The organism is Bordetella sp., from assembly GCF_057362025.1.
In genome coordinates this window covers 1-25,820 of record NZ_JBMQQZ010000084.1, presented here as the reverse complement: position 1 = coordinate 25,820, position 25,820 = coordinate 1, and the positions used below count along the sequence as shown (strand labels likewise).

General features: G+C 66.7%; 26 protein-coding genes. 21 read left to right on the top strand and 5 right to left on the bottom strand.

Annotated features, from left to right (window positions below; genetic code table 11):
* Positions 1-37: 37 nt before the first annotated feature.
* Positions 38-526, bottom strand: a complete 489-nt coding sequence (locus tag ACO1P8_RS18810; protein ID WP_486297414.1) for a YciE/YciF ferroxidase family protein — start codon at positions 524-526, stop codon at positions 38-40.
* Between the two features lie 277 nt (positions 527-803).
* Between ACO1P8_RS18810 and ACO1P8_RS18805 the strand changes: the two genes are divergently transcribed.
* The 14 genes from ACO1P8_RS18805 (at position 804) to ACO1P8_RS18740 (ending at position 14,702) form a co-directional block, all read left to right on the top strand.
* The gene (locus ACO1P8_RS18805; RefSeq protein ID WP_486297413.1) at positions 804-1,694 is read left to right on the top strand and encodes a manganese catalase family protein; all 891 of its coding nucleotides are present in this window, start codon (positions 804-806) and stop codon (positions 1,692-1,694) included.
* Positions 1,695-1,846: 152 nt separating this feature from the next.
* Positions 1,847-2,161, top strand: a complete 315-nt coding sequence (locus ACO1P8_RS18800) for a hypothetical protein (RefSeq protein ID WP_094843147.1) — start codon at positions 1,847-1,849, stop codon at positions 2,159-2,161.
* 97 nt (positions 2,162-2,258) lie between these two features.
* A complete protein-coding gene (locus ACO1P8_RS18795; protein ID WP_486297412.1) occupies positions 2,259-2,696 on the top strand; it encodes a low affinity iron permease family protein in 438 nt (145 codons plus the stop codon).
* 212 nt (positions 2,697-2,908) lie between these two features.
* Positions 2,909-3,700, top strand: a complete 792-nt coding sequence (locus ACO1P8_RS18790) for a class II aldolase/adducin family protein (RefSeq protein WP_486297411.1) — start codon at positions 2,909-2,911, stop codon at positions 3,698-3,700.
* Between the two features lie 71 nt (positions 3,701-3,771).
* A complete protein-coding gene (locus tag ACO1P8_RS18785) occupies positions 3,772-5,337 on the top strand; it encodes an ABC transporter substrate-binding protein (protein ID WP_486297410.1) in 1,566 nt (521 codons plus the stop codon).
* Positions 5,338-5,347: 10 nt separating this feature from the next.
* Positions 5,348-6,322 carry an ABC transporter permease gene (locus ACO1P8_RS18780; RefSeq protein WP_486297409.1) on the top strand — a complete coding sequence of 325 codons (975 nt, stop codon included), beginning with the start codon at positions 5,348-5,350 and terminating at the stop codon, positions 6,320-6,322.
* Positions 6,323-6,363: 41 nt separating this feature from the next.
* Positions 6,364-7,206 carry an ABC transporter permease gene (locus ACO1P8_RS18775; protein WP_486297408.1) on the top strand — a complete coding sequence of 281 codons (843 nt, stop codon included), beginning with the start codon at positions 6,364-6,366 and terminating at the stop codon, positions 7,204-7,206.
* On the top strand, positions 7,203-8,861 hold the full coding sequence (locus ACO1P8_RS18770; RefSeq protein ID WP_486297407.1) for an ABC transporter ATP-binding protein: 1,659 nt from the start codon (positions 7,203-7,205) through the stop codon (positions 8,859-8,861). Before ACO1P8_RS18775 ends, ACO1P8_RS18770 begins: the two co-directional genes overlap by 4 nt.
* A gap of 17 nt (positions 8,862-8,878) precedes the next feature.
* The gene (locus tag ACO1P8_RS18765; protein ID WP_486297406.1) at positions 8,879-9,892 is read left to right on the top strand and encodes a 2-hydroxyacid dehydrogenase; all 1,014 of its coding nucleotides are present in this window, start codon (positions 8,879-8,881) and stop codon (positions 9,890-9,892) included.
* Between the two features lies 1 nt (position 9,893).
* On the top strand, positions 9,894-10,919 hold the full coding sequence (locus tag ACO1P8_RS18760) for a DMT family transporter (RefSeq protein WP_486297405.1): 1,026 nt from the start codon (positions 9,894-9,896) through the stop codon (positions 10,917-10,919).
* Complete coding sequence (locus ACO1P8_RS18755) at positions 10,916-11,665, top strand: GntR family transcriptional regulator (protein ID WP_486297404.1); 750 nt, start codon at positions 10,916-10,918, stop codon at positions 11,663-11,665. Before ACO1P8_RS18760 ends, ACO1P8_RS18755 begins: the two co-directional genes overlap by 4 nt.
* 25 nt (positions 11,666-11,690) lie before the next feature.
* Complete coding sequence (locus ACO1P8_RS18750) at positions 11,691-12,710, top strand: histone deacetylase family protein (RefSeq protein WP_486297403.1); 1,020 nt, start codon at positions 11,691-11,693, stop codon at positions 12,708-12,710.
* Positions 12,711-12,788: 78 nt separating this feature from the next.
* On the top strand, positions 12,789-13,727 hold the full coding sequence (locus tag ACO1P8_RS18745) for an SDR family oxidoreductase (protein WP_486297402.1): 939 nt from the start codon (positions 12,789-12,791) through the stop codon (positions 13,725-13,727).
* An 87-nt stretch (positions 13,728-13,814) separates the two neighbouring features.
* Entirely contained in the window at positions 13,815-14,702 is an 888-nt protein-coding gene (locus tag ACO1P8_RS18740; RefSeq protein WP_486297401.1) for a formate/nitrite transporter family protein, read from the top strand.
* A 51-nt stretch (positions 14,703-14,753) separates the two neighbouring features.
* Here ACO1P8_RS18740 and ACO1P8_RS18735 read toward each other — a convergent pair whose 3' ends face one another.
* Positions 14,754-15,599, bottom strand: coding sequence for a helix-turn-helix transcriptional regulator (locus ACO1P8_RS18735; RefSeq protein WP_486297400.1), 846 nt, complete (start codon positions 15,597-15,599; stop codon positions 14,754-14,756).
* Positions 15,600-15,691: 92 nt separating this feature from the next.
* Between ACO1P8_RS18735 and ACO1P8_RS18730 the strand changes: the two genes are divergently transcribed.
* Positions 15,692-16,588 (top strand): SDR family oxidoreductase, encoded by an 897-nt coding sequence (locus ACO1P8_RS18730; protein ID WP_486297399.1) that lies wholly within the window; start codon positions 15,692-15,694, stop codon positions 16,586-16,588.
* A 66-nt stretch (positions 16,589-16,654) separates the two neighbouring features.
* Here ACO1P8_RS18730 and ACO1P8_RS18725 read toward each other — a convergent pair whose 3' ends face one another.
* A complete protein-coding gene (locus tag ACO1P8_RS18725; RefSeq protein WP_486297398.1) occupies positions 16,655-17,611 on the bottom strand; it encodes a LysR family transcriptional regulator in 957 nt (318 codons plus the stop codon).
* Positions 17,612-17,711: 100 nt separating this feature from the next.
* Here ACO1P8_RS18725 and ACO1P8_RS18720 point away from each other — a divergent pair, with 100 nt between their 5' ends.
* Both ACO1P8_RS18720 and ACO1P8_RS18715 read left to right on the top strand, forming a co-directional pair.
* Positions 17,712-18,698 (top strand): Bug family tripartite tricarboxylate transporter substrate binding protein, encoded by a 987-nt coding sequence (locus ACO1P8_RS18720; RefSeq protein ID WP_486297397.1) that lies wholly within the window; start codon positions 17,712-17,714, stop codon positions 18,696-18,698.
* A 5-nt stretch (positions 18,699-18,703) separates the two neighbouring features.
* On the top strand, positions 18,704-19,837 hold the full coding sequence (locus ACO1P8_RS18715; RefSeq protein WP_486297428.1) for a mandelate racemase/muconate lactonizing enzyme family protein: 1,134 nt from the start codon (positions 18,704-18,706) through the stop codon (positions 19,835-19,837).
* A gap of 72 nt (positions 19,838-19,909) precedes the next feature.
* On the opposite strand, the gene ACO1P8_RS18710 is transcribed toward ACO1P8_RS18715, so the two are convergent.
* Entirely contained in the window at positions 19,910-20,854 is a 945-nt protein-coding gene (locus ACO1P8_RS18710; RefSeq protein ID WP_486297396.1) for a LysR family transcriptional regulator, read from the bottom strand.
* 96 nt (positions 20,855-20,950) lie between these two features.
* Between ACO1P8_RS18710 and ACO1P8_RS18705 the strand changes: the two genes are divergently transcribed.
* The 4 genes from ACO1P8_RS18705 to ACO1P8_RS18690 all read left to right on the top strand — a co-directional run bounded on the left by ACO1P8_RS18705 (position 20,951) and on the right by ACO1P8_RS18690 (position 25,373).
* Positions 20,951-22,213, top strand: a complete 1,263-nt coding sequence (locus ACO1P8_RS18705; RefSeq protein ID WP_486297395.1) for an MFS transporter — start codon at positions 20,951-20,953, stop codon at positions 22,211-22,213.
* Positions 22,214-22,309: 96 nt separating this feature from the next.
* On the top strand, positions 22,310-23,224 hold the full coding sequence (locus tag ACO1P8_RS18700) for a LysR family transcriptional regulator (protein ID WP_486297394.1): 915 nt from the start codon (positions 22,310-22,312) through the stop codon (positions 23,222-23,224).
* A gap of 135 nt (positions 23,225-23,359) precedes the next feature.
* The gene (locus tag ACO1P8_RS18695) at positions 23,360-24,352 is read left to right on the top strand and encodes a Bug family tripartite tricarboxylate transporter substrate binding protein (RefSeq protein WP_486297393.1); all 993 of its coding nucleotides are present in this window, start codon (positions 23,360-23,362) and stop codon (positions 24,350-24,352) included.
* Between the two features lie 61 nt (positions 24,353-24,413).
* On the top strand, positions 24,414-25,373 hold the full coding sequence (locus ACO1P8_RS18690; protein ID WP_486297392.1) for a M14 family metallopeptidase: 960 nt from the start codon (positions 24,414-24,416) through the stop codon (positions 25,371-25,373).
* Between the two features lie 105 nt (positions 25,374-25,478).
* Here the strand turns inward: ACO1P8_RS18690 and ACO1P8_RS18685 are convergent.
* Positions 25,479-25,820, bottom strand: a 342-nt coding sequence (locus ACO1P8_RS18685) for an IclR family transcriptional regulator domain-containing protein (RefSeq protein WP_486297391.1), incomplete at its 5' end; no start/stop codon positions are given.

Below are 25,820 nucleotides of genomic sequence, written 5' to 3'. Positions count from 1 at the left end.
GGCGAGGGGGCCGGCGGCACCGCACGCCAACCCGGCGTCAGCCCTTGGCGCTCTGATTGACTTTGCCGGCCAGGCCGGTCAGCTTCTCGTCGGTCGATTTCTCTTCCTGCAGCGTCTCCAGCAAGAGCTTCAGCGCGTCCTGCTGATCCAGTTGCTTGGCAAGCGCGGCCAGCGTGCCATAGCTGGCGATCTCGTAGTGCTCCACCTTTTGCGCGGCCCCGATCAGGGCCACGTCGAGCACCGCGCCCTTCTCGATTTCATCGATGATTTCCTTGCCTTCCTCGACCAGGCCTTCCATGGCCATGCACTTCACGCGCTTGAGTCGCAGCTCGGACTTCTCCACGATCTGGTCGATGCGCTCGATCTGTCCTTGCGTCTCCTGCAAATGCGATTCGAAGGCCGCTTTCAAGTCGGGATTGGTGGCCGCGCGGGCCATCTTGGGCAAGGCTTTGGTAAGTTGCTTTTCCGCGCTATAGATATCGGACAGCTCATGCAGAAAGAGATCCTGAAGGGTTTTCGCAGCCATGTATGTGCTCCTGTACTGGATGGTATGCAGCGGATGATTTGTGTGGCGAACGCAGTGCGTTATGCCTGGTTCGCGGCCCATCGATGCAAGCGACATGCCCGTCATCGCCCATGGCGAAGCGGCGGCCGACGACGCGGAAAGCGCACCGCCGACGGCGCGGCACGGGTCGCCATTGCCGCGCAGGTCCGCGCTCTCGCCGACCGGGAATACCGGTTGCGTAGGGGGTAGGTCGATCGCGAGCAGCGGGCTCGCGGCACATATCCCCAACGGAGGACTTATGTTCGCTCACAACAAGCGATTGCAGTACACGGTGCGCGTCCAGGAAACGAATCCTGGATTGGCCAACCTGCTTCTGGAGCAGTTCGGCGGGCCGCAGGGCGAACTCGCGGCTGCGATGCGCTATTTCACCCAGTACGTCGCCGAGGAAGACGCGGGCCGCAAGGACATGCTGATCGATATCGCGACCGAGGAGTTGAGTCACCTCGAAGTGATCGGGACGCTGGTGGCCATGCTGAACAAGGGCGCGAAGGGCAAGCTGGCCGAAGCCGTGGATTCCGAAGCGGAGCTCTACCGCGCGATCCACGGAGCGGGCAACGATTCGCACGTCACGCAGGTGCTGTACGGCGGCGGTCCCGCACTGACCAATTCGGGCGGCCAGCTGTGGAACGCGGGCTACATCGACTCGATCGGCGATCCTGCCTGTGATCTACGTTCCAACATCGCCGCGGAATCGCGGGCGAAGATCATCTACGAACGGCTGATCAATGTCACCGACGATCCCGGAGTCAAGGATGCATTGACGTTCCTGATGACACGCGAAGTGTCGCACCAGAAGTCGTTCGAAAAAGCGCTGTACTCCATGCAGCCGAATTTCCCGCCGGGCAAGCTGCCGCCGGATCCGCGTTTCGCCAATACGTACTTCAACCTGTCGGAGGGGGAAGGCGACACGCGCGGGCCGTGGAACAGCGACGAGAACTTCCAGTTCGTCGCGAGCGCCGCCGAAGCCGGCCCTCAGGATGGCGACGGCACGGCCAGTGTGAAGAAGTTGACGACGGAAGAAACCCAGGCGCTGCAAGGCCTGGTCGCGCGCACCGCGTCCGATCCGAATTCCAATCCGGAAACCGGAGCGGAACTCGGAGCGGGCAAAGCGACCCGCCCGAAGAAGTAATGCCCGCGCCCCGTTGACGCGGAAAGACGCCTCGCCCCGGCCTTGCCGGGGCGGCGGACGTCGGCACGGATCGCTGCGGTTGCCCGGCGGCATATGCTCATGCGTGCGCCCGGCGATATACTGTTTATCCATATAGTATATGTTCCTCTACCATGCCGCTGCGGCCACCCCTCACCCATCACGATCTCGCGCGTATCCGCGCCCGCTACGAGGTGACGCCGGATCGCGCTCCCTGTGCTTACCAGGACGATATCGTCTGGCGCGACATCATCGCCCTCCTTCATGAAATCAAGCGCCTGCGCGCGATGCTGCTGCGCGCGGAGCAACTGCGCGACAGGTTCCCGAAACCCGCCAATTGCCTGGATCACGTCTGGGAAAAATTCCAGAGCGACCTGGCGGCGGAGCCCTGCGTCCAGGAGTTGGGGCAGATCAAGGCCGAACTGACAGCGCCGCGAAAAAGGAAATAAGCGGGCACGGCAAGGCGGCACGCCCGCGCCATGCCGGTGCGCCGCAAGGCACATCGTTTGCTCTACCATCAGGCCCGTGTGGGACTGGGAGACAACGATGGATCGCCTATTCGCCAAATTCGCCAACGCAACGGCACGCGCGGCCGGCAGTCCATACGCATTCATTTTCTGCGTCCTGCTGGTCCTGGTCTGGGCCGCCACCGGCCCCATCTTCCACTACTCCGAAACCTGGCAACTGATCATCAACACGGGCACGACCATCATCACCTTTCTGATGGTCTTCCTGATTCAGAACACCCAGAATCGCGACGGGCACGCCTTGCAGACGAAGCTGGATGAACTCATCCGGACATCGAACGCCGAAGACGAGTTCATGGGGATAGAAAAGCTCACTGACAAAGAGCTGGAGGTGCTGCACGCCCGATGCGAGGCGGCCGCCAAGTCGTACCAGGCCGGCCTGGAAAAGGCGCGCAGCGAACGGGAAAGGCGGTCGCGCGCGAAGTCCCGTCATCGCGAAAAAGCCGAACGGCCCTGACATCGCGCCGGGCGCCGCGGCGCCATGTACCCCGCCCGTCGGCACGGCCGCGCCGCGCATACCGGCAAGCTCAGCAATAACCCTAGCCCTGCGGGTAATCCCTCTTCCGTGCGAGGTGGAAGCGCCGCAAGCTGTCGACAGACGACAGTTGTGCAGCGCCCCCACCCCGGCCGCCGACGAGGCCGGGCCATCAACGCGACGAAGGTGAGTCCATGGCAGTGCAAACCCTGCAGCAACGCCCCAGCGTCATGTCCGAGGAAGAGCGCCAGATGCGCGTCGACCTCGCGGCCGCCTATCGGCTGGTCGCCCATTACGGTATGGACGACAGCATCTATACCCACATCTCCGCGCGCGTGCCGGGCACGGAAGACCAGTTCCTGATCAACCCCTTCGGCATGCTGTTTCGCGACATCACCGCATCCTCCCTGGTCAAGATCGACCTGGAAGGCCGCATCGTCGAACCCAACGGCCATGACGTGAATCCCGCCGGCTTCACCATCCATAGCGCCGTGCATATGGCGCGACATGACGCTGCCTGCGTCCTGCACACCCATACCGTCGCGGGCGTGGCGGTATCTTCGCTGGCGTGCGGCCTTCAGCCGTGCAACCAATGGGCACTGCAGTTCTACAACCGCGTCGTCTACCACGAGTACGAAGGCATCGCCCTGGATCACGAGGAGCGACGGCGCCTGATCGAGGACCTTGGCCCCCACGCGCGCGCCATGATCCTGCGCAACCATGGCCTGCTTACGTTGGGGCGCACCGTGGCCGAGGCTTTCATCCTGCATGTGAACCTGGAGCGCGCCTGCCGTGTGCAGATGGCGATCCAGGCCAGCGGCCAGCCCATCCAGCCCGTGACCGGTGAAGTCGCCGAGCGCACTGCGCGCCAGTACGAAAGCGGCGACACCAACCGCCTGCCGGGACACGGCGACCCGCATGCGCGCGAATGGCGCGCGATGCTCCAGCGCCTGGAGCCGCCCACCAGCGCCTCCTACCGGGACTGACGTCCCCCCGCCGGCGCCCGGACGCGCGGCGCCCCACATCCATTTCGCTTATCCAGAAGGATCCGCCAGTCATGAATCGTCGTGAGCTAATGAAGCTGGGCGCCGCCGGCCTGGGCATTTCCATCGCAGGGGTCCCCTTGTCAGCGCTGGCGCAAGCCAGGAAGGGCGGCACCCTGAACGTGATCGTGCAACCGGAACCGCCCGGACTGATGCTGGGCATCATCCAGAACGGCCCCGCCCAGATGGTGGCCGGCAATATCTACGAAGGCCTGCTGCGCTACGACGAGAAACTGCAACCGCACCCGCAACTGGCCACATCGTGGACCATGAGCGGCGACGGCCTGACCTATACCTTCAAGCTCAAGCCGGACGTCAGCTGGCACGACGGCAAGCCCTTCACCGCCGACGACGTCGTGTTCTCCGTCGACGTTTTCCTGCGCAAGACGCACGCGCGGCTGCGCGGCAATCTGGACGCCGTGGACACCATCAAGGCCCTGGATCCGCTCACTGTCGAGTTCAAGCTGAAGTATCCCTTCGGGCCGTTCATGGGCCTGTTCGAAAACGGCTCCATGCCCATGGTGCCGAAGCATATCTACGAAGGCACGGACTTCCTCGCCAACCCGGCCAACAACACGCCCATCGGGACGGGGCCCTTCAAGTTCAAGGAGTGGGTGAAAGGTTCGTACATCCACCTGGTGGCCAACGACAAGTACCACATCAAGGACCTGCCCCTGGTCGACAATGTCTACTTCCATGTGATCCCCGATGCTGCCTCGCGCGCGGCGGCCTTCGAATCGGGCAAGGTCGACATCGTGCCGGGCGGGGCGGTGGAGTTCTTCGACGTCGCGCGGCTGGCCAAGCTGCCCGGCGCGGCCGTCACGACCAAGGGCTGGGAGTTCTTCGCCCCGCAATCCTGGCTGTGGCTCAACAACCGCAAGGCGCCGATGGACAACATCAAGTTCCGGCAGGCCGTCATGTACGCGATCAACCGCGACGCCATGGTCAAGATCGCCTACCAGGGTTATGCCAAGGTCGCCACCGGCCCCTTCAACAGCCACATCAAGTACTACAGCGACGATGTAGCCAAGTATCCACACGACTTGAACAAGGCCAAACAGTTGCTGGCGGAATCCGGCTACAAGGGCGAACCGCTGCGCCTGCTGCCCCTGCCCTATGGCGAGACGTGGCAGCGCCAGGCAGAGATCGTGCGGCAGAACCTGATGCAGGCGGGGGTCAAGATCGACATCACGCCCACGGATGTCGCGGGCTGGAACCAGCGGCTGAACGAATGGGATTACGACATCGCGTTCACCTATGTGTACCAGTACGGCGACCCGGCGCTGGGGGTCGCGCGCAACTACACCAGCAGCACCATTGCCAAGGGTTCGCCGTTCAACAACGTCGAGGGCTATCGCAACCCCAAGGTGGACGAACTGTTCGCCAGCGCGGCGCGGGCGGTCGATCCGAAGCAACGGGCCGAACTCTATCTGCAGGTGCAGAAGATCCTGCTGCAGGAAGTGCCGGTGGCCTGGCTGCACGAGATCGAGTTTCCCACCCTGTACCGCACCAAGGTGCATGACCCGGTCAGTTCCGCCATCGGATTGAACGACAGCCTCAGCCGCGCCTGGCTCGGTTGACCCGCGAGCAATGAGACGCCTGCAATTCATGCTGACCCGGCTGGCACAGGGCCTCGCGGCCCTGATGCTGATCGCCACCGTCAATTTCCTGCTGATACGCGCCGCCCCGGGCGATCCGGTGGCGGTCATGGCGGGCGAGGCCGGCGCTTCCGACGCGCAGTTCGTGTCGCAGTTGCGCCGGCAGTTCGGCCTGGACCAACCCCTGGGCACCCAGCTGTTCACATACCTGAAGCACGTCGTCCACCTGGACCTGGGATATTCGTACCGCCAGCAGCAGCCCGTGATCGATCTGATCGCGGACCGCCTGCCGGCGACGCTGCTGCTGACCGGCAGCGCTTTCGTGCTATCGCTGGTCCTTGGGGTGATGGCGGGCGCGCTGGCCAGCCGCCGCGCCGGCAGTTGGGTGGACAGCCTGGTCACCGTGGTCTCGCTGGTGTTCTATGCGACTCCGCTCTATTGGCTGGCGATGATGGCGGTGCTGCTGTTCACCGTCAAACTCGGCGTCCTGCCCGGCTTCGGCTACTTCACCGTGGGCGCGGACCTGCACGGCATGGCCCTGGCATGGGATATCGCCAAGCATCTGGTCCTGCCGGCGCTGACGCTGGCGCTGTTCTATATGGCCGTCTATGCACGCATGACGCGCGCCTCGATGCTGGAAGTGGCGCAGATGGATTTCGTCAAGACCGCACGCGCCAAGGGCCTGCGGCCCGGCCGGATACAGCGCGCCCACATCCTGCGCAATGCCTTGCTGCCCGTGGTGACGCTGGCGGGCATCCAGGCCGGCAGCCTGATAGGCGGCGCGGTCCTGACGGAAACCGTATTCGCCTGGCCGGGTATCGGCCGGCTGATGTTCGATGCGTTGATGCAGCGCGACTACAACCTGCTGCTGGGGTGCTTCCTGGTGGCCGCAGCCATGGCGGTGGTCTTCAACCTGATCACCGACTTCGTCTACACCTTGGTCGATCCGCGCATCGAGTTGAACTAGAGGCTGCCCACCATGCCTGGGCGGAACAAAGGGGAAAACCCATGAGCAGTGCATTCTGGCGGCGCTTCTGCCGCAACAAGGGCGCGGTGATCGGCCTGCTGGTGCTGATCGCGGCCGCGGGGGCGGCCATCTTCGGCCCCATGTTCGCCCCCGGCAACCCCTGGGACATGACGCAGATGCCCTTCCTGGCGCCGGGTGCCGAGCCGGGCGTCCTGATGGGCACGGACACCCTGGGCCGCGACATCCTGTCCGGCGTCATTTATGGCGCCCGGGTCTCGCTGTTGATCGGCGTGGTGTCCACCGCGGTGTCGGTACTGATCGGCGTGAGCATCGGCGCCGTGGCCGGCTACTTCGGCCGTTGGATCGACGCGGCGCTGATGCGCTTCACCGAACTTTTCCAGTGCGTACCCAGTTTCGCGCTGGCCATCGTGCTGGTTGCCATCTTCCAGCCCTCCGTGCGATCCATCGTGGCGGCGATAGGCGTGGTGTCCTGGCCTCCGGTAGCCCGCCTGGTGCGCGGGGAATTCCTTACCCTGAGGCAGCGCGATTTCGTCGCCGCTGCGCGTCTGGCGGGGCAATCGACCCCACGCATCATCCTGACGCAAATCCTGCCCAACGCGGCGTCGCCCATCGTGGTGATGGCCTCGCTGATGGTGGCCACCAGCATCCTGCTGGAATCCAGCCTGAGCTTCCTGGGCCTGGGCGACCCCAACGAGATGAGCTGGGGCTACATGGTCGGCTCCGCGCGCAGCGTGCTGCAGCAGGCGTGGTGGATGGCGGTATTCCCCGGCCTGGCCATCCTCCTGACCGTCCTGGCGCTGAACCTGGTGGGCGAGGGGCTGAACGACGGCCTGAACGCCCGGCTGGACGGGAGAAACCGATGAGCGTGGCCAACGCGCCTGGCGCGGGCGGCGATACGGCGCCGGTGCTGGAGGTACAGGGCCTGAGCATTCGGCTGCCCAAGGGCGGCGATCGCGAGCTGGCGGTACGCGAGGCTTCGTTTTCCATCCTGCCCGGCCAGACGCTGTGTGTCGTCGGCGAATCCGGCTCGGGCAAATCGATGATCGCCAATGCCGTCATGGGCCTGCTGCCGCGGCCCGCCGTGCAACCCGTTGCCGGCCGCATCCTGTTCGAAGGGCAGGATCTGCTGGCCCTGGATGAAGGCCGGCTGCGCGCGCTGCGGGGCTGCCGCATGGGTATGGTCTTCCAGGAACCGATGTCCGCGCTGAATCCCGTCATGCGCATCGGCGAGCAGATCGCCGAAGTCTTCGACGCGCACGTCAGGCTGCCCACCGCGGAAAAGCGCCGCCGCATCGTTGCCGCCCTGGCCGATGTGGGGCTGCCCGATCCGGAACTGTTGATGGACGCCTATCCCTTCCGGCTGTCCGGCGGACAACGGCAACGCGTCATGATCGCCTGCGCCCTGGCGCTGGAGCCACGGCTGCTGATCGCCGACGAGCCGACCACGGCGCTGGACGTGACCACGCAGGCGCAGATCCTGGCGTTGATGCGGGAGTTGCAGCGGCGCCGGGGCACCGCCCTGCTTTTCATCACCCACGATTTCGGGGTGGTCGCGGAGATCGCCGACCACGTCGTGGTCATGCAGACCGGCAACGTGGTGGAATCCGGCCCCGCGGCCCAAGTGCTATCGCAGCCCCGCCAGCCGTACACGCGGCAGCTGATCGCCGCCATCCCGCACGGCAGGCCGCGCCCCGCCGAGGCGCCGGATTCGCTGCATGTCCTTCAGGTACAAGGGCTATGCAAAACCTATGCGACGGCGGGCAGCCTGTTTCGCCGCGGCCGGGAGGTACAGGCCGCCAGCGACGTCAGCTTCACCCTGCGCCGTGGGCAGACCCTGGGACTGGTGGGAGAGTCCGGCTCAGGCAAATCCACGGTAGGACGCTGCATCGTCGGCCTGCAGCCGTTCGATGGCGGGCGCATCCTGTTCAAAGGCCAGAACCTGCTTTCCGGTCCGCGTTTCCAGGAACAATCCCAGGGCCGCATCCAGATGGTCTTCCAGGATCCCTATGCGTCCTTGAACCCTCGCCATCGCATCGGCGCGGCCATCGCAGCCGGGCCCATCGCCCAAGGCACCCCGAAAAAGCAGGCCATGGCAAAGGCGATCGAATTGCTGCGCCTGGTCGGCCTGGGGCCGGAGGCCGCCGGCCGCTATCCGCATGAATTCTCCGGCGGGCAGCGCCAGCGCATCGGCATCGCGCGCGCCCTGGCGATGGAGCCGGAACTGCTGGTCGCCGACGAACCGGTTTCCGCACTGGACGTTTCGGTCCAGGCGCAGGTCCTGGAACTGTTCGCCCGCGTGCGCGAGCAGTTCAAGCTGGCCATGGTGTTCATCACCCACGATCTGCGCGTGGCCGGGGAAATGTGCGATCACATCGCCGTCATGCAGCGCGGGCGTATCGTCGAATACGGCGCCACCGCCGAAGTGCTGCGCGCCCCGCAACACGCGTATACGCGCACGTTGATCGATGCCGTGCCCAGGCTGGCGCGCATCGAAGATGCGCAGGCCCGGATGGCGTAAGAAAAGACGGAACGACGATGACCGATATCCCGATGAACGCCGCGGACAGGGCAGCCTTGGGCGACGCGGCGCCCTCCGCCGCATTCCAGGGCCGGCGCCCGCGCGTTGCCTTGCTCAGCACACAGCTCGATATGGCATACCTGCTGCCGGCCTTCGCCGAACTGTTTCCCGAGGCCGAGGTATGCGTGCAGGCTGCGCTGGGCGACCTGCGGACGATCGACGCGGCGGTGTGCTGGATGCCGCCGCGCGGCTTGCTGGCCCGCATGCCCGGGCTGAAGCTGATACAGTCCATCGCCGCCGGCATCGATCACATCACCGGCGACCCCGCACTGCCCGCGGTGCCCTTGTGCCGCATGGTCGATACCGACCTGGCGGCGAGCATGGCCGCCTATGTGTGCTGGGCGGTGACGCACCGGCAACGCCACATGCAGGACTATGTGGCCTCGGCCGCGGCGCACGTATGGCAGGAGCAGCCCGTGGAACCGCCCGGCGCCCACCGCGTGGGCATCGCCGGCCTGGGCGCCCTGGGGACACGCTGCGCGCTTGCCTTGCATGCCATCGGCTACCGCGTCAGCGGCTGGAGCCGCACCGCCAAGTCCGGGCTGCCTGGCGACATCGCGCGATTTCACGGCGAGTCACAGCGCACGGCCTTCCTGGCCGGCTGCGACACCCTGGTCTGCCTGTTGCCTTACACGCCGGAAACCCACGGCATCCTGGGCGCGGAATGCTTCGCGCGCTTGCCCCGGGGCGCCCACCTGATCAACGTGGGCCGCGGCGCCCATGTGGTGGAAGGCGACCTGCTGCGCGCCCTGGACGACGGTCAACTGGGCTACGCCACGCTGGACACCTTCACGGAGGAACCGCTGCCGGCGAACCATCCCTACTGGACGCATCCCCGGGTATTGGTCACGCCGCACATCGCCTCGCGCACGCCCGCGCGTGCGATCGCCCGCCAGACCAGAATCAACCTGGCGCGGGTCCTGCAGGGCAATGCCGCCATGGTGGCCGTCGATCCGGCCCGGGGTTACTGAAATGAAAGCCCCCGCGGCCGCCGCTACCGCTGCCGATGGACCCACCGCATCCGTGCGCAACGGGATCGCGCTGTTTCTCGCCGCCTTGTGCGCCTTCGCCACCTACGATGCGTTTTGCAAGCAGATGCTGGCGACGTATTCGTCGCCCTTCATGAATCTGACGCGCTACATCGCGGTCAGCACAATCGCCCTGCTCTGGCTGGCGCGGGACACGCGCCGTGGCCTGCCATGGCGCGTGTGGCGCGCGCCGCATCGCCGATTGCTGCTGGCGCGCAGCGTGGCGCTGGCCTGCGTGGCGACTGCCTTCATGACGGCCCTGACCATCATGCCACTGGCCGAGGCGACGGCGATCTATTTCACCTCGCCCCTGATCATGGTGGCGCTCTCGCCCTGGCTGCTGGGCGAGCGGGTCGGCCCCATGCAATGGAGCGCCGTCATCGCCGGCTTCGCGGGCATGCTGCTGATCGTCCGGCCTGGCGGCGACCTGCCGTGGGCGGGGACCGTGCTGATGGCCATCGCCGCGGTGTGCTACGCGTTCTTCCAGCTGTTGACGCGCCGGCTCTCGGGCCTGGTCGCCGCGCCGGTGCAATACGCCTACATGGCCCTGGCCTGCCTGGTCATCACCGGCACGCCCGCCTTCTTTGTCCTGCCCTCTCCATGGCCCGAATGGCCGCAGCTTCTGCTGCTGCTCGCCGGCGGCGCGTGCAGCGGCCTGGCCCAGCTGCTACTGCTGGCCGCCTTCCGCCGCGTGCAGGCGTCCGTCCTGGCGCCCTTGAACTATATCCAGCTGATGCTGGCCGTCCTGATCAGCGCCTTCTGGTTCGACAGGCCGCCCGACGCCGTCGCAATGGCCGGCATCGCGCTCATCATAGGCAGCGGCGCATGGCTCGCGCTGCCCCGGACGCGGCCTTCGGCCGACGGTGAAGCCAACGGCGAGGTCCGCGGCATGGCAATATGCGAACAAGCAGCCGCCCGTCACGATCCGCCCCCCGGCGTACCCCACGGCGGCAAGTCCACGGCCCCATGATGAACACGACCACGACGCAGGACGACGTTGGGGGCTTCGCCTCCATTTCGAGCACCGATCTGGTGGCAGAGGTCGAGGCCCAGTTGATACATGCGATCGCCGAAGGCCGTCTTCCTCCGGGCGGCCGCATCGTCGAGGCCGACCTGGCGCGCCGCATGGGCATCAGCCGCGCACCCGTGCGGGAAGCCGCGCGCCGCCTGGAGCGCCAGGGTATCGTGGTCGCCCGCCCGCGCCACGGCTTCACGGTGCGGACCATCACTGCCGGCGAGATCGACGACCTGTACCAGGTACGCCTGCACATGGAACTGCAAGCGGTCGAGCTCGCCTGCAGGAACGCCGACGATGCGGGCATGCAGCGCTTGCAGGCGGCACTGGCGCGCATGGTGGCCGGAGCCGCCACGACACCCCAGACACAGCGCGTGATGCGCGACCTGGAGTTCCATACCTTGATCTGCGAGCTCTCGGGCAACGGCTACCTGCTGCGCCTGTTCATGAATATGCGCACGGAGCTGCGCATGATCATGGCGCTGATCGAGCTGGCCTACCAGGACCCGCAGCGCGTCGCCGAAACGCACCAGCCCATCGTTGACTGCCTGCGCAGGCGCGATGTGGCCGCGGCATCGGCGGGGATGCGCCTGCATCTGGAGGACGCGCGGCTGCACGTGCGCGCGCTTTACCAGGAAAAGCATGGCGTCGGAGGGCAGCCGCCAGCCTGCTCCGCCGCCGTCACGAGGACAGCGGCGTAGCGCCGCGGCATAAGGACGCACGGACATGAAAGCCTTTTTCCACGAAGACCAGAAACTCCATCACCCACGCACGTATTTTTCGCGCGGCAAGATGCGCGATCCGCAGGAAATTCCTTCGCGTCTGGACGGCTTGGTGCAGGCCTCCCGCAAGCTGGGCTTCGATGTGCTGGCGCCGGCCGACCATGGGGCCGGCGCCATTGCCGCCGTCCACTCGCTGGACTACCTGCGCTTCCTGCAATCCGCGCACGAGCAATGGAAGCGCATGCCGGAGGACTGGGGCGAGGAAGTCATGTCGACCATTTTCGTGCGCGAGCGCAATCCGCTGCGCGGCGTGCTCGCCCAGGCCGGTCGCTACCTGGCCGACGGTAGCTGCCCGGTGGGCGAACACACCTGGCATTCCGCCTATTGGTCCGCGCAAGGCGCCATTGCCGGGGCGCAGGCCTTGATCGCGGGGGATCGGCACGCCTACGCCATTTGCCGGCCGCCCGGCCACCATGCGCGGCGCGACGGCGCGGGCGGCTTCTGCTACCTGAACAATGCCGCCATCGCCGCCCAACAGCTGACCGCGAAGTACCCCAAGGTGGCGATCCTGGATACCGACATGCACCACGGACAGGGCATCCAGGAAATCTTCTACACCCGCAGCGACGTGCTCTATGTATCCATCCACGGCGATCCGCACAACTTCTATCCCGCCGTCGCGGGCTTCGAGGACGAACGCGGCGAAGGCGAAGGCTACGGCTACAACATCAACCTGCCCATGCCGCACGGATCGCCCGAAGGGGTATTCTTCGACCGCCTCGCGCAGGCCCTGCGCGCGATTACCCTCTTCCAACCCGACGCGCTGGTACTGGCGCTGGGCTTCGACATCTTCGAAAAAGACCCGCAAGCGAAGGTCGCCGTCAGCCAGCGCGGCTTCGAGCGCCTGGGGCAGGAAGTCGGGGCGCTGAAGCTGCCGACGCTGGTCGTGCAGGAAGGCGGGTATTACATCGAAGGGCTGGAATCGAACGCGACGCGTTTCTTCGGCGGGCTGACGGGTGCGTGACACGCACCTGGCGACGCTTCGACGACCATCCGGCATGGCGATTGCAGTGCGCTCCGCGTCCCCCACCGGAGAACCGCCATGGCCCTTAAACTCAAGCCCGTCGCCGAACAAGTCATCGTCATAACGGGGGCCTCCAGCGGCATCGGGCTGGCGACCGCCATGCTGGCCGCCCATCAAGGCGCTCGCGTCGTGATGGCCGCGCGCAGCCGCAGTACGCTGGAACACGTCGCCGCCGAACTCGTCCGCGATGGTTTCGATGCCGTCGCCGTAGAGGCGGACGTATCGGTACGGGACGATATGGACCGGGTGGCCCGCGTGGCCATGGAGCGGTACGGCCACGTGGATACCTGGGTCAATAATGCGGGGCTCTCCATCTTCGGACGCCTCGACGAGACCCCGGAAGAAGATGCCCAGCGGCTTTTCCAGGTCAATTTCTGGGGTGTGGTGCATGGATCGCTCGCCGCCCTGCCCCTGCTCAAGGCCCATGGCGGCGCGCTCATCAATGTGGGAAGCGAGGTCTCGGATGCCTCCGTGCCGCTGCAGGGCATGTATTCCGCGAGCAAGCACGCCGTGAAAGGTTTTACTGATGCATTGCGTATCGAGCTGGAAGCCGACAAGGCGCCGGTATCCGTCACGCTGATCCAGCCCACGGCGGTCGATACGCCGTTTCCCGAACATGCGGCCAACTATATGGACCAGGCCGCCAAGCTGCCGTCGCCGATGATCCCCGCGGAAAAAGTGGCCGCGGCCATCCTCGAAGCCGCGGCCGATCCCGATCGCGAAGTGAAGGTCGGCGCGCTATCGGTGATCAATACCACCATGTTCAAGCTGTTGCCCGGCCTGGCGGACAGGATGGCGAAAAAGCAGATGGGACGGCAGCAGCGCAACGCGCCCTCTCATCCGCACCAGGGGACGCTGTACGCGCCTGGAGAAAGCGGCGAAACTGCCGGCTTCGGCGATAGCAACCCGGCGGATCCCGAGGACGCCATGCGGCGCAACACGCGCCCGTCGGCATAGGGTTTTCCCGACCCGCAGTCACCCGCATGCCGCCGTGCATGCGCCCCCCTACCTCCCACGCGGTGCAGGCGTCCGCGAAGGATCACTATGCCCGATCACCGAGATGCCGGGGGCCACTCGCCCCACCTGTCGACGGACGAACAAGGGCAGGCGGTCCGGCATTCCACGCCGCCGGCCCTGGTCATCCATGAGGTCGTCCGCGAGGAAGGCGAAGCCGCGCTGCAGCGCCCGGTCGGCGCACTGGCCTGGTCGGCCCTGGCCGCCGGCCTGTCCATGGGCTTCTCATTCCTGGTCCAGGCCGTTCTCGCGGCCGGCATGCCGGACACATCGTGGCGGCATCTGGTCGCCGGCCTGGGCTACTGCACCGGCTTCGTGATCGTCATCCTGGGGCGGCAGCAGCTCTTCACCGAAAGCACCCTGACGGTGGTCCTGCCGGTACTGATGCACCGCGATGCGCGCACCCTGCTCGCCGCCCTGCGTCTATGGGCGGTCGTGCTGGCGGTGAACGTCGCGGGGACGATCGCGTTTGCCGCGCTGCTGCTCGTGCCGGGCGTGTTTCAAGCGGAAGTGGTGCACAGCCTGGGAACGCTGGCCATGCAGGCCATGCCGGATGCATTCTGGCCCACCGTGCTGCGGGCCGTATTCGCCGGCTGGCTGATCGCATTGATGGTATGGCTACTGCCGAGCGCCCGCGCGGCACGCCTGCTCACCATCCTGTTCATCAGCTACATCGTGGGGGTCAGCCATCTGTCGCACATCATCGCCGGATCGGTAGAGGCGGCCTATGCGGTATTCACGCACCAGGCGACGGCAGGCGACTTCCTTATCCGCTTCTTCGCCCCTACGCTGCTGGGCAACATCATCGGCGGGGTATCGCTGGTGGCGATGATCAATCACGCCGCGGTGGCCTCGGAGATGGAAGATCGGGACGGGGAGAACGGCGACGGCAAAGGCCTCGCCGGCAAGCGAACCTGACGGGTCTTCGCGCGATCGGCACCGGTCGGTTTGCCGATGGCCCCGGCCCCTCTATACGCCTTTCGGCCCCGGGGTTATCAGCGATTCGATACGCCGGGCGTCCTCCGGCGTCGCGGGGTTGTAGACGACCATGCCAAGGTCGGGCCTGCCATCCACGGCAAAGGCCGAATACTCGAAACTCAACGGCCCCAGCACGGGATGACGGATATGCTTGACCGCCTCGCCATGCGCGCCTTGAACGTCGTTGGCGTCCCACATTGCCTTGAACTCCGGGCTGAGCAGGCAGAGTTCATTGACCAGGGGCTCCACTTCCGCCGCCGCGCCCGCCCGGGCGGCATCCACCCTGAAAGCCCCCACCACGAAGCGTGCCACGCTTTCCCAGTCGTACTGCAACGCGCGTGCGCGCGGGTCCAGGAAGACGATTCTCAGGATGTTGCGCTGGCGCGGCGGTAGCGCGCCGTAATCGGTCAGCATGACGGTCGCCGCGCGATTCCACGCGACGACATCCCAGGTGGCCGTCCTGACCAGCGCGGGGACCGGGTCCAGGGCATCGAGCACGCGTTGCAGCCGCGGGCTGACGCCCGCTTCCTTGCGATAGCGCACGTCAGGCGGATGCCCCAGCCCCAGCAGGAAAAGATGCTCGCGCTCGACGTCCGTCAGCATCAAGGCGCCGGCAATGCGGTCGAGCACCTCCGCGGATGGCGCGCCGCCCCGCCCTTGTTCCAGCCACGTGTACCACGTGGGGCTGATATGGGCCCGATGGGCGACCTCTTCGCGACGCAGGCCCGGCGTGCGGCGCCGGCCGCCGGAAAAGCCGAACGCCGCCGGATCCAGCTTTTCGCGCCGGTGCCGCAGATAGTTGCCGAGTCGGTTGACGTCCGTGTCGATGACAGCCATGCTGTTAAAACTTATACCCTGATAAGGAAACTAATTTACCAGGATAAAGGATAGGCGCAGATTGTCTCCTCCCCATTTCGGAGACTCTTTTCATGCGTATCTTCATCACCGGCGCTACAGGCTTCATCGGGACGGCGGTTGTGCGCGAACTGATCGCTTGCGGCCACCAGGTAGCGGGCCTGTGCCGCTCGGAGGAAAAAGCCGGCTTGCTCGCCGCCGCCGGCGCGACCGTCCATCGCGGGTCGCTGGAAGATCCGGATAGCCTCGCGCAAGGCACGGCCCGCGCCGATGGCGTCATCCACCTGGCGTTCAATCACGACTTTTCCAGGTTCAAGCAGAACTGCGAAGACGACAGGCGCATCATCCAGGTTCTCGCTTCGGCGCTTGCCGGGACGGACAAGCCCTTGATCGTCACGTCGGGGACCGGACTGGCCAGTCCGGGGCCGGGCCAGCTCGCCACGGAGGACGGTCCGGTGATTACCTCCGCCACGATTCCACGCGCCGCTTCGGAAGAAGCCGCCGCGGATGCCCTCGCGAATGGAACGAACGTGTCGGTGGTCCGGCTTCCACAGGTGCACGACACGGCCCGCCAGGGGCTTATTACGTACCTGGTCGCACTGGCGCGGGAAAAAGGCGTCCTGGCCTACATCGGGGAAGGCGGCAACCGCTGGCCGGCGGCGCACGTCACCGATGTCGCCCGGCTTTACCGGCTGGCGGTGGAACGCGCGGCCCCCGGCGCGAAATACCACGCGGTCGCGGAAGAGGGCGTCCCGTTGCGCGACATTGCCCATACCCTGGGACGGCGGCTGGGACTGCCGGTCCAATCCCTCGATCCCACCGAGGCCGCCGCGTATTTCGGCTGGCTGGCGATGTTCGCGCAGCACGACGTCCCGGCCTCCAGCGCGCTGACGCGCGCGGCATTGGGATGGCAGCCCAACGGCCCAGGCTTGCTCGCCGACCTTGAACGCTTGCAGGACGGCGCACACTGATTTCCCATCGCGCACGAAGCTCCCGGCCCAGTACCGGGGCGGTCGGACCTGGCGCGGCGGCGGGTTTCAGCCCGTCCCGCGCCCCAGCAGCCCAGGCAGGCGTTCGACAAGAAAACGCGAAAAGGCGATCGCGGCGGCGCCGGCGCCCTCGACAGGCGTGAGCATGCCCAGGGGCTCGCAGTAGAGCGGCAGCGCGATGTCCAGCTGCACCAGTTGCCCGCGATCCAGCGCATGCTGGATCATGCTTTTGGGCAGGACAGTAATCAGGCGTTCCTGCTGCAGGAAAGCCTGCAGGATCGTCTGGGAACGCGTGGCCACCGTCTTGATCGCGGGGTTGGCATCCGCGCCTTCGATCAATTGATCGAAGGCATAGCGCGGCGACGCCGGCGAAGGCACAAGGATCCACGTTTCCTTGAACAAGGTCTTCAGCGCCAGATTGCGCCGCCCGGCCAAGGGGTGCAAAGGCCCGGCGGCGATGACATAGGCGTCTTCGATCAGCGGAACGAAGGTCCAGCCTTCCGGCACGATGGCCGGTTCGCGGCACAGCGCCAGGTCGATCCCATCCTGCGCGATCAGCTCGCCGATCTCGCGCACATCCGTTTCCAGCACGTTCAGCCAGATGGATGGATGACGCTGGCTGAAAGGCTGCAGCGCATGCGTCAACAAGCCGGAGACCGCGCTGGTGATCGCCGCGATACGCACCACCGAATCCGCCGTGGTGGTCATGGCGGATGTGACTTCCGCGCAGGCATGCACGGACTCCAAGATGCGCCGCGCGTACGGCAGCAAGGCCAGCGCGATTGGCGTGGGCGTCATGCCGCGCGCGTGCCGGGTGAACAACTGGCAATCGAGCAGCCGCTCCAGGTCGTGCAGGATGTGCGTCGTGGAAGGCTGGGTCAGCCCCAGCGCCTGCGCGGCGCGCTTGACGCTGCCCAACTCCCGGACCTTGACGAGGGCTTCGATGTGGCGCAAACGGGCATGCACCATCAGGCGGGACGCAAGGACCGAGGTGGCGATGGTCATGATATCGAAATTCTCTATAGGTAGCGCCCATATTCTATTAGTTATTTATCGCCCCCTTGCGCAGAATACGCGGCACTCGACAAATAAACGGAGACAGCCGATGAACCGACGCACTGCCCTCAAAAACCTGGGCGCCTGGGGAGCCGCGGCCTGCGCCATGCGCACCGGCCTGGCCCAGGCCGCCCAATATCCCACCCACGCCGTCCAGGTATATGTCGGCACGGCGCCGGGCGGCATCACCGACTATATGGGCCGCCTGTTCGCGCAGTGCCTGTCGCAGCGCACATCGCAAAGCTTTGTCGTGCAGAATCACGGCGGTGCCAGCGGCACATTGGCGGCGGCCGAGGTAGCGCGTTCGCCCGGCGATGGCTATACGCTGCTGGCCACCACGCCCACGGTCATGATCGTGGCGCCGCACATGTATCACTCGCTCAGTTTCAATCCGGCCAAGGACTTCATCCCGGTCTGCCTGCTGGGCGCGGGACCGATGGTGCTCGTCGTCAACGCCAGCCTGCCGGTGCACAGCGTCGCCGACCTCGTCGCCCTGGCGCGCGCCAAACCCAACCAGATCGCCTATGCGTCCGGCGGCACGGGCACTGCCGCCCACCTGACCGGAGAGCTGTTCGCGAAGGCAGCCGGTATCAAGCTGGTGCATGTCCCGTACAAGGGCGACGGACAAGGCGCCATCGACGTCATGAGCGGCCAGGTCGCCATGATGTTCTCGACCATGAATGTGCTGGGCCCGCAGATCAAGGCCGGGCGCGTGCGCGCCCTGGGCGTCGCCAGCGGCAAACGCATGGCCTCCGCGCCGGACATTCCGACGGTGGCCGAAGCGGGCGTCAAGGGCGTCGAATCGCTGGCCTGGGTCGCCATCTATGCCCCCAAGGGAACGCCCGCCGATATCGTCGCCTCGCTCAATGATCAATGGCAGGCGGCCCGCGCCACCCCCGCGGTGTCGAACCAGATCGCATCCGTGGCGATGGACGACGTCGCGTTCAAGACGCCGGCCGAACTGGCGTCATTCCAGAAATCGGAAATGGCCCGGTGGAGCGACGTGATCAAGGCCAGTGGAGTCGAAGCAAATTGAGTACCGTGAAGCGCAACCCGATAGCCGCCCTGGAAACCTTCCTTGTCGATCGCTGGTGCCTGCTGCGGATTACCTGCGAAGACGGGACCACGGGAATCGGCGAAGCGGGCGTGCACGCCTGGCCCGGTCCGACGGCGTCCATGATCGAGCACATGGGCAGCTATCTGATCGGCAAGGATGCCAACCTGATCGAGCATCACGCCCAATACCTGCAACGCAGCATGCACTTCACCGGCGCGGTCCTGTCGGCGGCGATCTCGGCGATCGACATCGCCTTATGGGACATCAAGGGCAAGCGACATGGCGTGCCGATCTACGACTTGATGGGCGGCAAGACGCGCGACCGCGTGCGCTGCTATGTACACGTACATGGCAGCAGCGTGGAAGACCTGATCGCGGACGCCCGCGCCAAGCAGTCCCAAGGGTTTACCGCCCTGCGCTTTTCGCCATTCCGCGACGATTTTCACCTGCATCCGTCCTTCGAATCCTGGGCAAGCGACGCCGTGGAGCGCGTCGGCGCGCTGCACGAGGCCGTGGGCAAGGATGCGGACCTGTGCATCGAACTGCACCGGCAGATGGACCCGGCCGAATCGATCGCGCTGGCCCAGCGGCTGCAAGCCTTCAAGCCGTTCTTCTACGAAGATCCCATGCGTTCGGACAGCCCCGCCCGCATGGGCGTGGTCCAGGCCCGGTGCGGGCTGCCTATCGCCACCGGCGAACGCTTCACGTCCATTTACCAGTTCCAGGATCTGCTGGCGCACAACGGCTGCGACTATATCCGCCCCGACATTTGCGTATGCCTGGGACTGACCGGCAGCAAGAAGGCCGCCGCACTGGCCGAGGCGCACCACGTGAAAGTCATTCCGCACAATCCGCTCTCGCCGGTGTCGACGGCCGCATGCGTGCAACTGGATGCCTGCATTCCGAACTTCGCCTTGCAGGAATACGTGGGCGAAGACCAGCCCCCAAAGCGCGACATGGTCAACCAGCCGCTGCGGCTGGAGCGGGGTTATCTGATCGTGCCGGAGGCGCCAGGCCTGGGCATCGAATTGAACGATGCAGTGCTGGCCGCGCAGCCCAAAAAGGACCTGACGCCGTATGCGCCCATCGGGCCGGATGGTTCGGTGCGGGACTGGTAGGCGACCGCGGGCCGACGCGGGGCCGCGGCCGCCGGCGATCCGCTCCGGAGACCGCGCACCGATCCTGCGGGATCAACCCGCGTCACCGGGGGCGTAAAGCCCGGGTGCGAGTTCCGCCCGCATCGTATCGATGAAACAGCGCAGCCGCCGCGGTTGCAGCCTGCTGGCGGGATAGACGAGGTACAGCGGCAGCGCGGGCGCCTGCCATTGCGGCGCCAGTTGCCGCAGGCGGCCCGCCCGCAGGTCGTCCTCGAACACCCATCCGGACGCAACGCAGACGCCCAGCCCCAGCATGGCGGCCGTACGCAGGGCGTACAAACTATCGGTGGACATGCGCGGCTGGATGGACAGCCGGACCGATTCGCCGGTGCCGATATGGCTAAGGGCAATCTCGTCGCGATAGAAGGTACGCAGCGCCAGCCAGGGCAATCGTCCCAGATCGGCGGGATGCGCCGGCACGCGTCCGCGTTCCAGCAACGCGGGAGCGCCCACGATGATGCGGGGCACATCGCCCAGCTTCAGCGCCACCACGGACTCATCGCGCACTTCGCCGACACGGATCGCGCAATCCACGCCGTCGGCCACGAAGTCCGGCATGCGATCGTTGAGCAGCCATTCCACCCGCATTCCGGGATAGCGCTCCAGGTAGACCGCCAGGGGACCGACGAACTGCTGCTGCCCGAAGGCGTGCGGCACGACGACGCGCAGGGTGCCGACCGGTTGCTGGCCGGCACCGCGCACTTCGCTGTCGAAAGCCTGCCAGGACGCAATCAATTCCTCCGCGCGGTCGTAGCAGCGCCGGCCGTCCTCCGTCAACTGCATGCCGTGCGTGGATCGCTGGATCAGCCGCACGCCGACGGCGCGTTCCAGGGCCTGCAGCCGGCGGCTTACCGTGGGCTGCGTGGCCCCCAATTGCTCGGCCGCGGCGCTGAGGCTGCCGGCGTTGACGATGCGGACGAAGGTATCGATCAGCGTCAGGCGGTCCGCTCCGCCCTGCCCGGAAATCAGCTCGTTCATACGCGATACGTATAACCGATGTGCGTGTGCGTCGTCTACCGTTACGACGCTGCGGTGCCCAGAATAGCGACACTGCCCACTTACCCGGATTTCATCATGTCAAATATTCGTCCCACGCATGACGGCCCGGCCGCCCCGGCCCCGTTGTCCACCGCCCTCCTTCTGCTGCTGGCGGTTGCCGCCGGCCTGAGCGTTGCCTCCCTCTACTACAGCCAGCCCATGCTCGGCATCCTGGGCCCCGATATCCATGCCGGAGCCCGGACGGTCGGCTGGCTGCCGACCCTGACCCAGCTCGGGTATGCCGCCGGCATCCTGTTCCTGGCGCCGCTGGGCGATCGCTATGACAGAAAACGCATCATCCTGGTCAAGACCGCCCTGCTGGCGGTCGCGCTGGTGCTGAGCGGCATCGCGCCATCGATAGGCGCGCTGCTGGCCGCCAGCTTCGCGATCGGACTGTCGGCCACCCTGGCCCAGGACATCGTGCCGGCGGCCGCCACCCTGGCGTCCCCCGACCGGCGCGGCAAAACCGTGGGCACCGTCATGACCGGCCTGCTGCTGGGTATCCTGATGTCGCGCGTCGTCAGCGGTTTCGTCGCGGACCATTTCGGATGGCGCGCGATGTTTCATGCCGCGGCCGTGGCCGTCGTTATCCTGGGCCTGATGCTGTGGCGCGGCCTGCCGGCGTTCGCGCCGACCACGCGCCTGCCCTACGCGGCGCTGCTGGGTTCCATCACGCAATTGTGGCGGGCCCATCCCGGGCTGCGGCTGGCGGCCCTTTCCCAGGGTCTGCTGTCGCTCGCCTTCAGCGCCTTCTGGTCCACGCTGGCGGTCATGCTGCATGCCGCCCCGTTCAACCTGGGTGCCGGCGCGGCGGGCGCCTTCGGTATCGCCGGGGCGGCCGGCGCTCTGGCCGCCCCGCTGGCGGGCCGCATGGCGGACCGTCGCGGTCCCGCCATGGTCAGCCGTATCGGTGCGGCCCTGGTAACCGCCTCTTTCGCCGCGATGGCGCTGATGCCGACGTTGTCGCCCCACGGCGCGCTGTGGCTGCTGGGTGTCAGCACCGTGGGTTTCGACCTGGGCATCCAGATCGCGCTGATCTCGCATCAGACCATCGTGTATGCCCTGGACCCGGCAGCGCGCAGCCGGCTCAACGCGGTGTTGATGGTGGGCGTGTTCGTCGGCATGGCGATGGGCGGCGCCCTGGGCAGCCTCGCCCTGGCCAACTTCGGCTGGATCGGCGTCATCGCCATCGCGACGATCGCGGCCGCCGCCGCGCTGATCCTGCGCCTGCGGGCCACGGGGGCACGCAACGAAGGCGGTGCGCCCATCGCCGCAACCGCCGTGGCGTCCGGCCGCTGAGCCGGCTTGCAGAGCTGCCCCCGGGTACGTATCCGGGAGCAGCGCATTTCGGGCCACCTGTGGTTGAATCTGGGCTTTGCACGCCGGACGAAGCCCATGGCCGACCTGAAGCTCCTCGAAGACCTGATCGCGCTGGCGAGGACCGGCAGCTTCGTCCGCGCCGCGGAACTGCGCCACGTGACGCATCCCGCCTTCGCCCGCCGCATCCGCGCCCTGGAGGCATGGGCGGGCGCGCCGCTGGTACACCGAGGCCAACAGCCGGCGACACTGACACCGAAAGGCGAGGCCTTGTTGCAGACCGCGATACAAGTGGTGGAGCAGATGGAGCTGGCCCGCCACCGCATGCGCGGCTCCCATGCCGGCGGCGATGCGGTGCTGCGCATCGCCACGGGCCGCAGCCTGGCCCGGACGCTCGTCGCCGACTGGGTGGCGCGCTTGCGGCATCGCACCCCCAAGGTCCTGACGGGCAATGCGCAGGTCGAGATATCCACGGCGGTGATGCAGGAACTGTCCGTCAGGCTGGAGCAGAACAAGGTCGACATGTTGTGCTGCTATGAGCATCCCGCCATGTCGGTCTCGCTAAGCCCGCAACGCTTCCGATACATCACCCTGGCCACAGACAAACTGGTGCCGGTCACCCAGGTGGATTCCCGGGGCAATCCGCGCTACGCCTTGGGGGAAGGCGGCCGTCCCACGCCCTTGATCGCCTACGCCGGCGGCCTGGCCATGGCGCGCATCCTGGGCGACCGCCTGGAAACCACGCCGCACGCGCTGACGCCGTTCCTGCGTACCGATTCCCTGGACGTGGCGCATGGCGCGGTGGCAAACGGGCTTGGGGTGGCCTGGCTGCCGTGGTCCATGGTGTTTGCCGACTGCCGACGCGGCGTCCTGGCCGCGCTGGGTGGACGCGGCGACGAAGTCGCGTTCGAAGTCCGCCTGTATCGGCCGCGTGCCCGCATGACGGAGCTGGCCGAAGCCGCCTGGGCGGCGACCACGCGACGCACTCCCTGACCGCGCCGGCGCGCAAACTGAAAAAGCACGCAGGCGTGCCGTTTCGGCACGATGCGCGCCGCGTGGCGCCGGACAATAGCCGTGAGTCCAAAGAGACGGCCCAGCCGTCCATCCAGTCCCCAGGGAGAGACCTTCATGAAATCCGTCACGCACCGCCTGCACAAGGCCTTGGCCATCCTATGCGCGAGCTCCGCACTCGCACTGCCCACAGCCGCATCCGCGGCTGAATATCCCGCGCGCACCATTTCGCTGATCGTCGGCTACCCCGCCGGCGGGAGCGTAGACCTGACCGCACGGCTGCTGGGCGAAGAGCTGAGCAAACGCCTGGGCCAAACGGTCATCATCGAAAACCTGGGCGGCGCCGGCGGCACCATCGGCGCGCAGCGCGTGGCACGCGCCGACCCCGACGGCTACACGCTGCTCCTGGGCTCGACCAACGAAATGGTGATCGCGCGCATGATCAATACCGCCGTCCAATACGACGGCGCGAAGGACTTCACCCCCGTGGGCCTGGTGGCCTCGCAGCCGATGGTACTGGCCGCCAGCCCCCAATCCGGTGTAAAAACCGCCGCGGACTATCTGAAGAAAGTGCGCGACGCCGCCCCCGGGACCTACAACTACGGGTCTTCCGGCGTGGGCACGGCGCTGCACCTGGCCGGTGAAATGATCAACCAGGCCACCCACACGCAGGTCGGCCATGTCCCATACCGCGGCGTGGCGCCGCTGGTGACCGACCTGATAAGCGGACAGCTGGATTTCGGCATCTTCGTGTTGTCCTCGGCCTTGCCGCAAGTACGCGCGGGGAAGATCGTCGGCGTGGGCCTTACCGAAAACCGCCCTTCCGCCGCCGCGCCCGAACTGGCACCGCTGGCTGCCACGCCCGGATTCGAATCCGTGGACATCAACCTCTGGTTTGCCTTGTACGGCCCCGCCCGGCTGCCCCAGCCGGTGGTCGAGAAACTGCGCGCGGCCTTGAACGACGCGCTGGCTTCCGAGCACTTCCGCGCCAAGATGCGGGACGCCGGTGCCGAAGTCGCACAGCCCGGCGTGGATCTCGCGGCCTTCCAGGTTGCGGAAACCGGAAAATATGGCGCGCTCGTCAAGGCTGCCCGTATCGAGGCCCAGTAACAACCGCGTCCTTGCCCGCGCCGCCCCGCACCCACAGTCCTATAGCCTTATGGATAGCGTCATGGAGTTCAAGCTTGCCACGCCCGACCTCGAAGCCGAACGCATCGGCAATACCGGTACGCCCGGCATATGGCACTTCGACTCGGGACTGCCTGGCCGCACACTGATGGTCTCCGCACTGCTGCACGGCAACGAGCTATGCGGCGGCTGGGCGCTGAAGGATTTGCTCGCCACGGGGCTGCGTCCTCGCCGAGGGCAATTGATCCTGGCCTTCTGCAACCTGGATGCCTACGCCAGGTTCGACCCCTCCCGCTGCGACGCGTCGCGCTTCGTGCAGGAAGACATGAACCGCGTATGGAGTGCTTCCCGCCTGGACGAGCCGGCAACGGCCGACGCCCGCCGCGCGGCGCAATTGCGTCCCTGGGTGGAGCGCGCGGACTGGCTGCTGGACCTGCACTCGATGCATGAACCCGGAGACCCCCTGCTGTTGACCGGCGTTCTGCCACGCAACATCGCCCTGGCCCGCAGCCTGCAGAGTCCCGCGCACATCATCGTCGACGCGGGCCACAAGGACGGCGTGCGCATGCGCGACTTCGCCCAGTTCGGCGACGCGGCGAGCGAGGACGCATGCGCTCTGCTGATCGAGTGCGGCTTCCACGGCGATCCGTCTTCCCTTCGCGTAGCGCGCGACATGGCCGCGCGCATGCTGGCGGCTTCCGGCATCGTCGACCGCGAGGACATCCCGCCGGGATGGCTGTTGCCGGATCCCGCCACCCGGAAAGTGATCCAGGTCACCGACGCCGTGGTCGCCCCTTCCATGGACGTGCGTTTCGCCCAACCCTGGCAAGGACTGGAAACCCTGGCGCACGCCGGCACGGTCCTGGGATGGGCGGACGGCAAGGCCATCGTTACGCCCTACGACCGATGCACGCTGGTCATGCCATCGCTGCGCCAGCTCAAGCCCGGCGTCACGGTGATGCGCCTTGCGCGAGACCTATCCGACGATGCCGCGGCGCGGTAAAACCGCAGCCGCGCGCCCGCGCCGCCGGACGCGTCCGCCGCGGCATCGAATCAGGGCAGCGAAATCGTTCGCCCGTCCCGCGTCGTGCCGGGCCGACGGGCGGAATCAAAGCATCGCGGCGACCGCCGCCGCCTCGTCCTGGAGGATCGCGGCGATACGCGCGTAGCGCTCATCGTCCATGATGCGGTTGGCCAGCGCGGATACGGCCAATGCGGTATGCGGGGTGCCGGTGCGCGTCGGCACCGTGACCGCCACACCGCTGACATAGGGCAGCACGTTGGTAGGCATCAACGCGTACCCGCGCCGCAGCGTGTCCGCCACCGCGGCCTCCATCGAGCGTCCGTACAGTTTTTCGTAAGCGTCCATCTGGCTACGGTTATCGGCCAGGATGGCCTGGCGTTCGCTCGCCGGCAACCCGGCAAGCAGCGCCAGGCCGCCGGCGGCGGC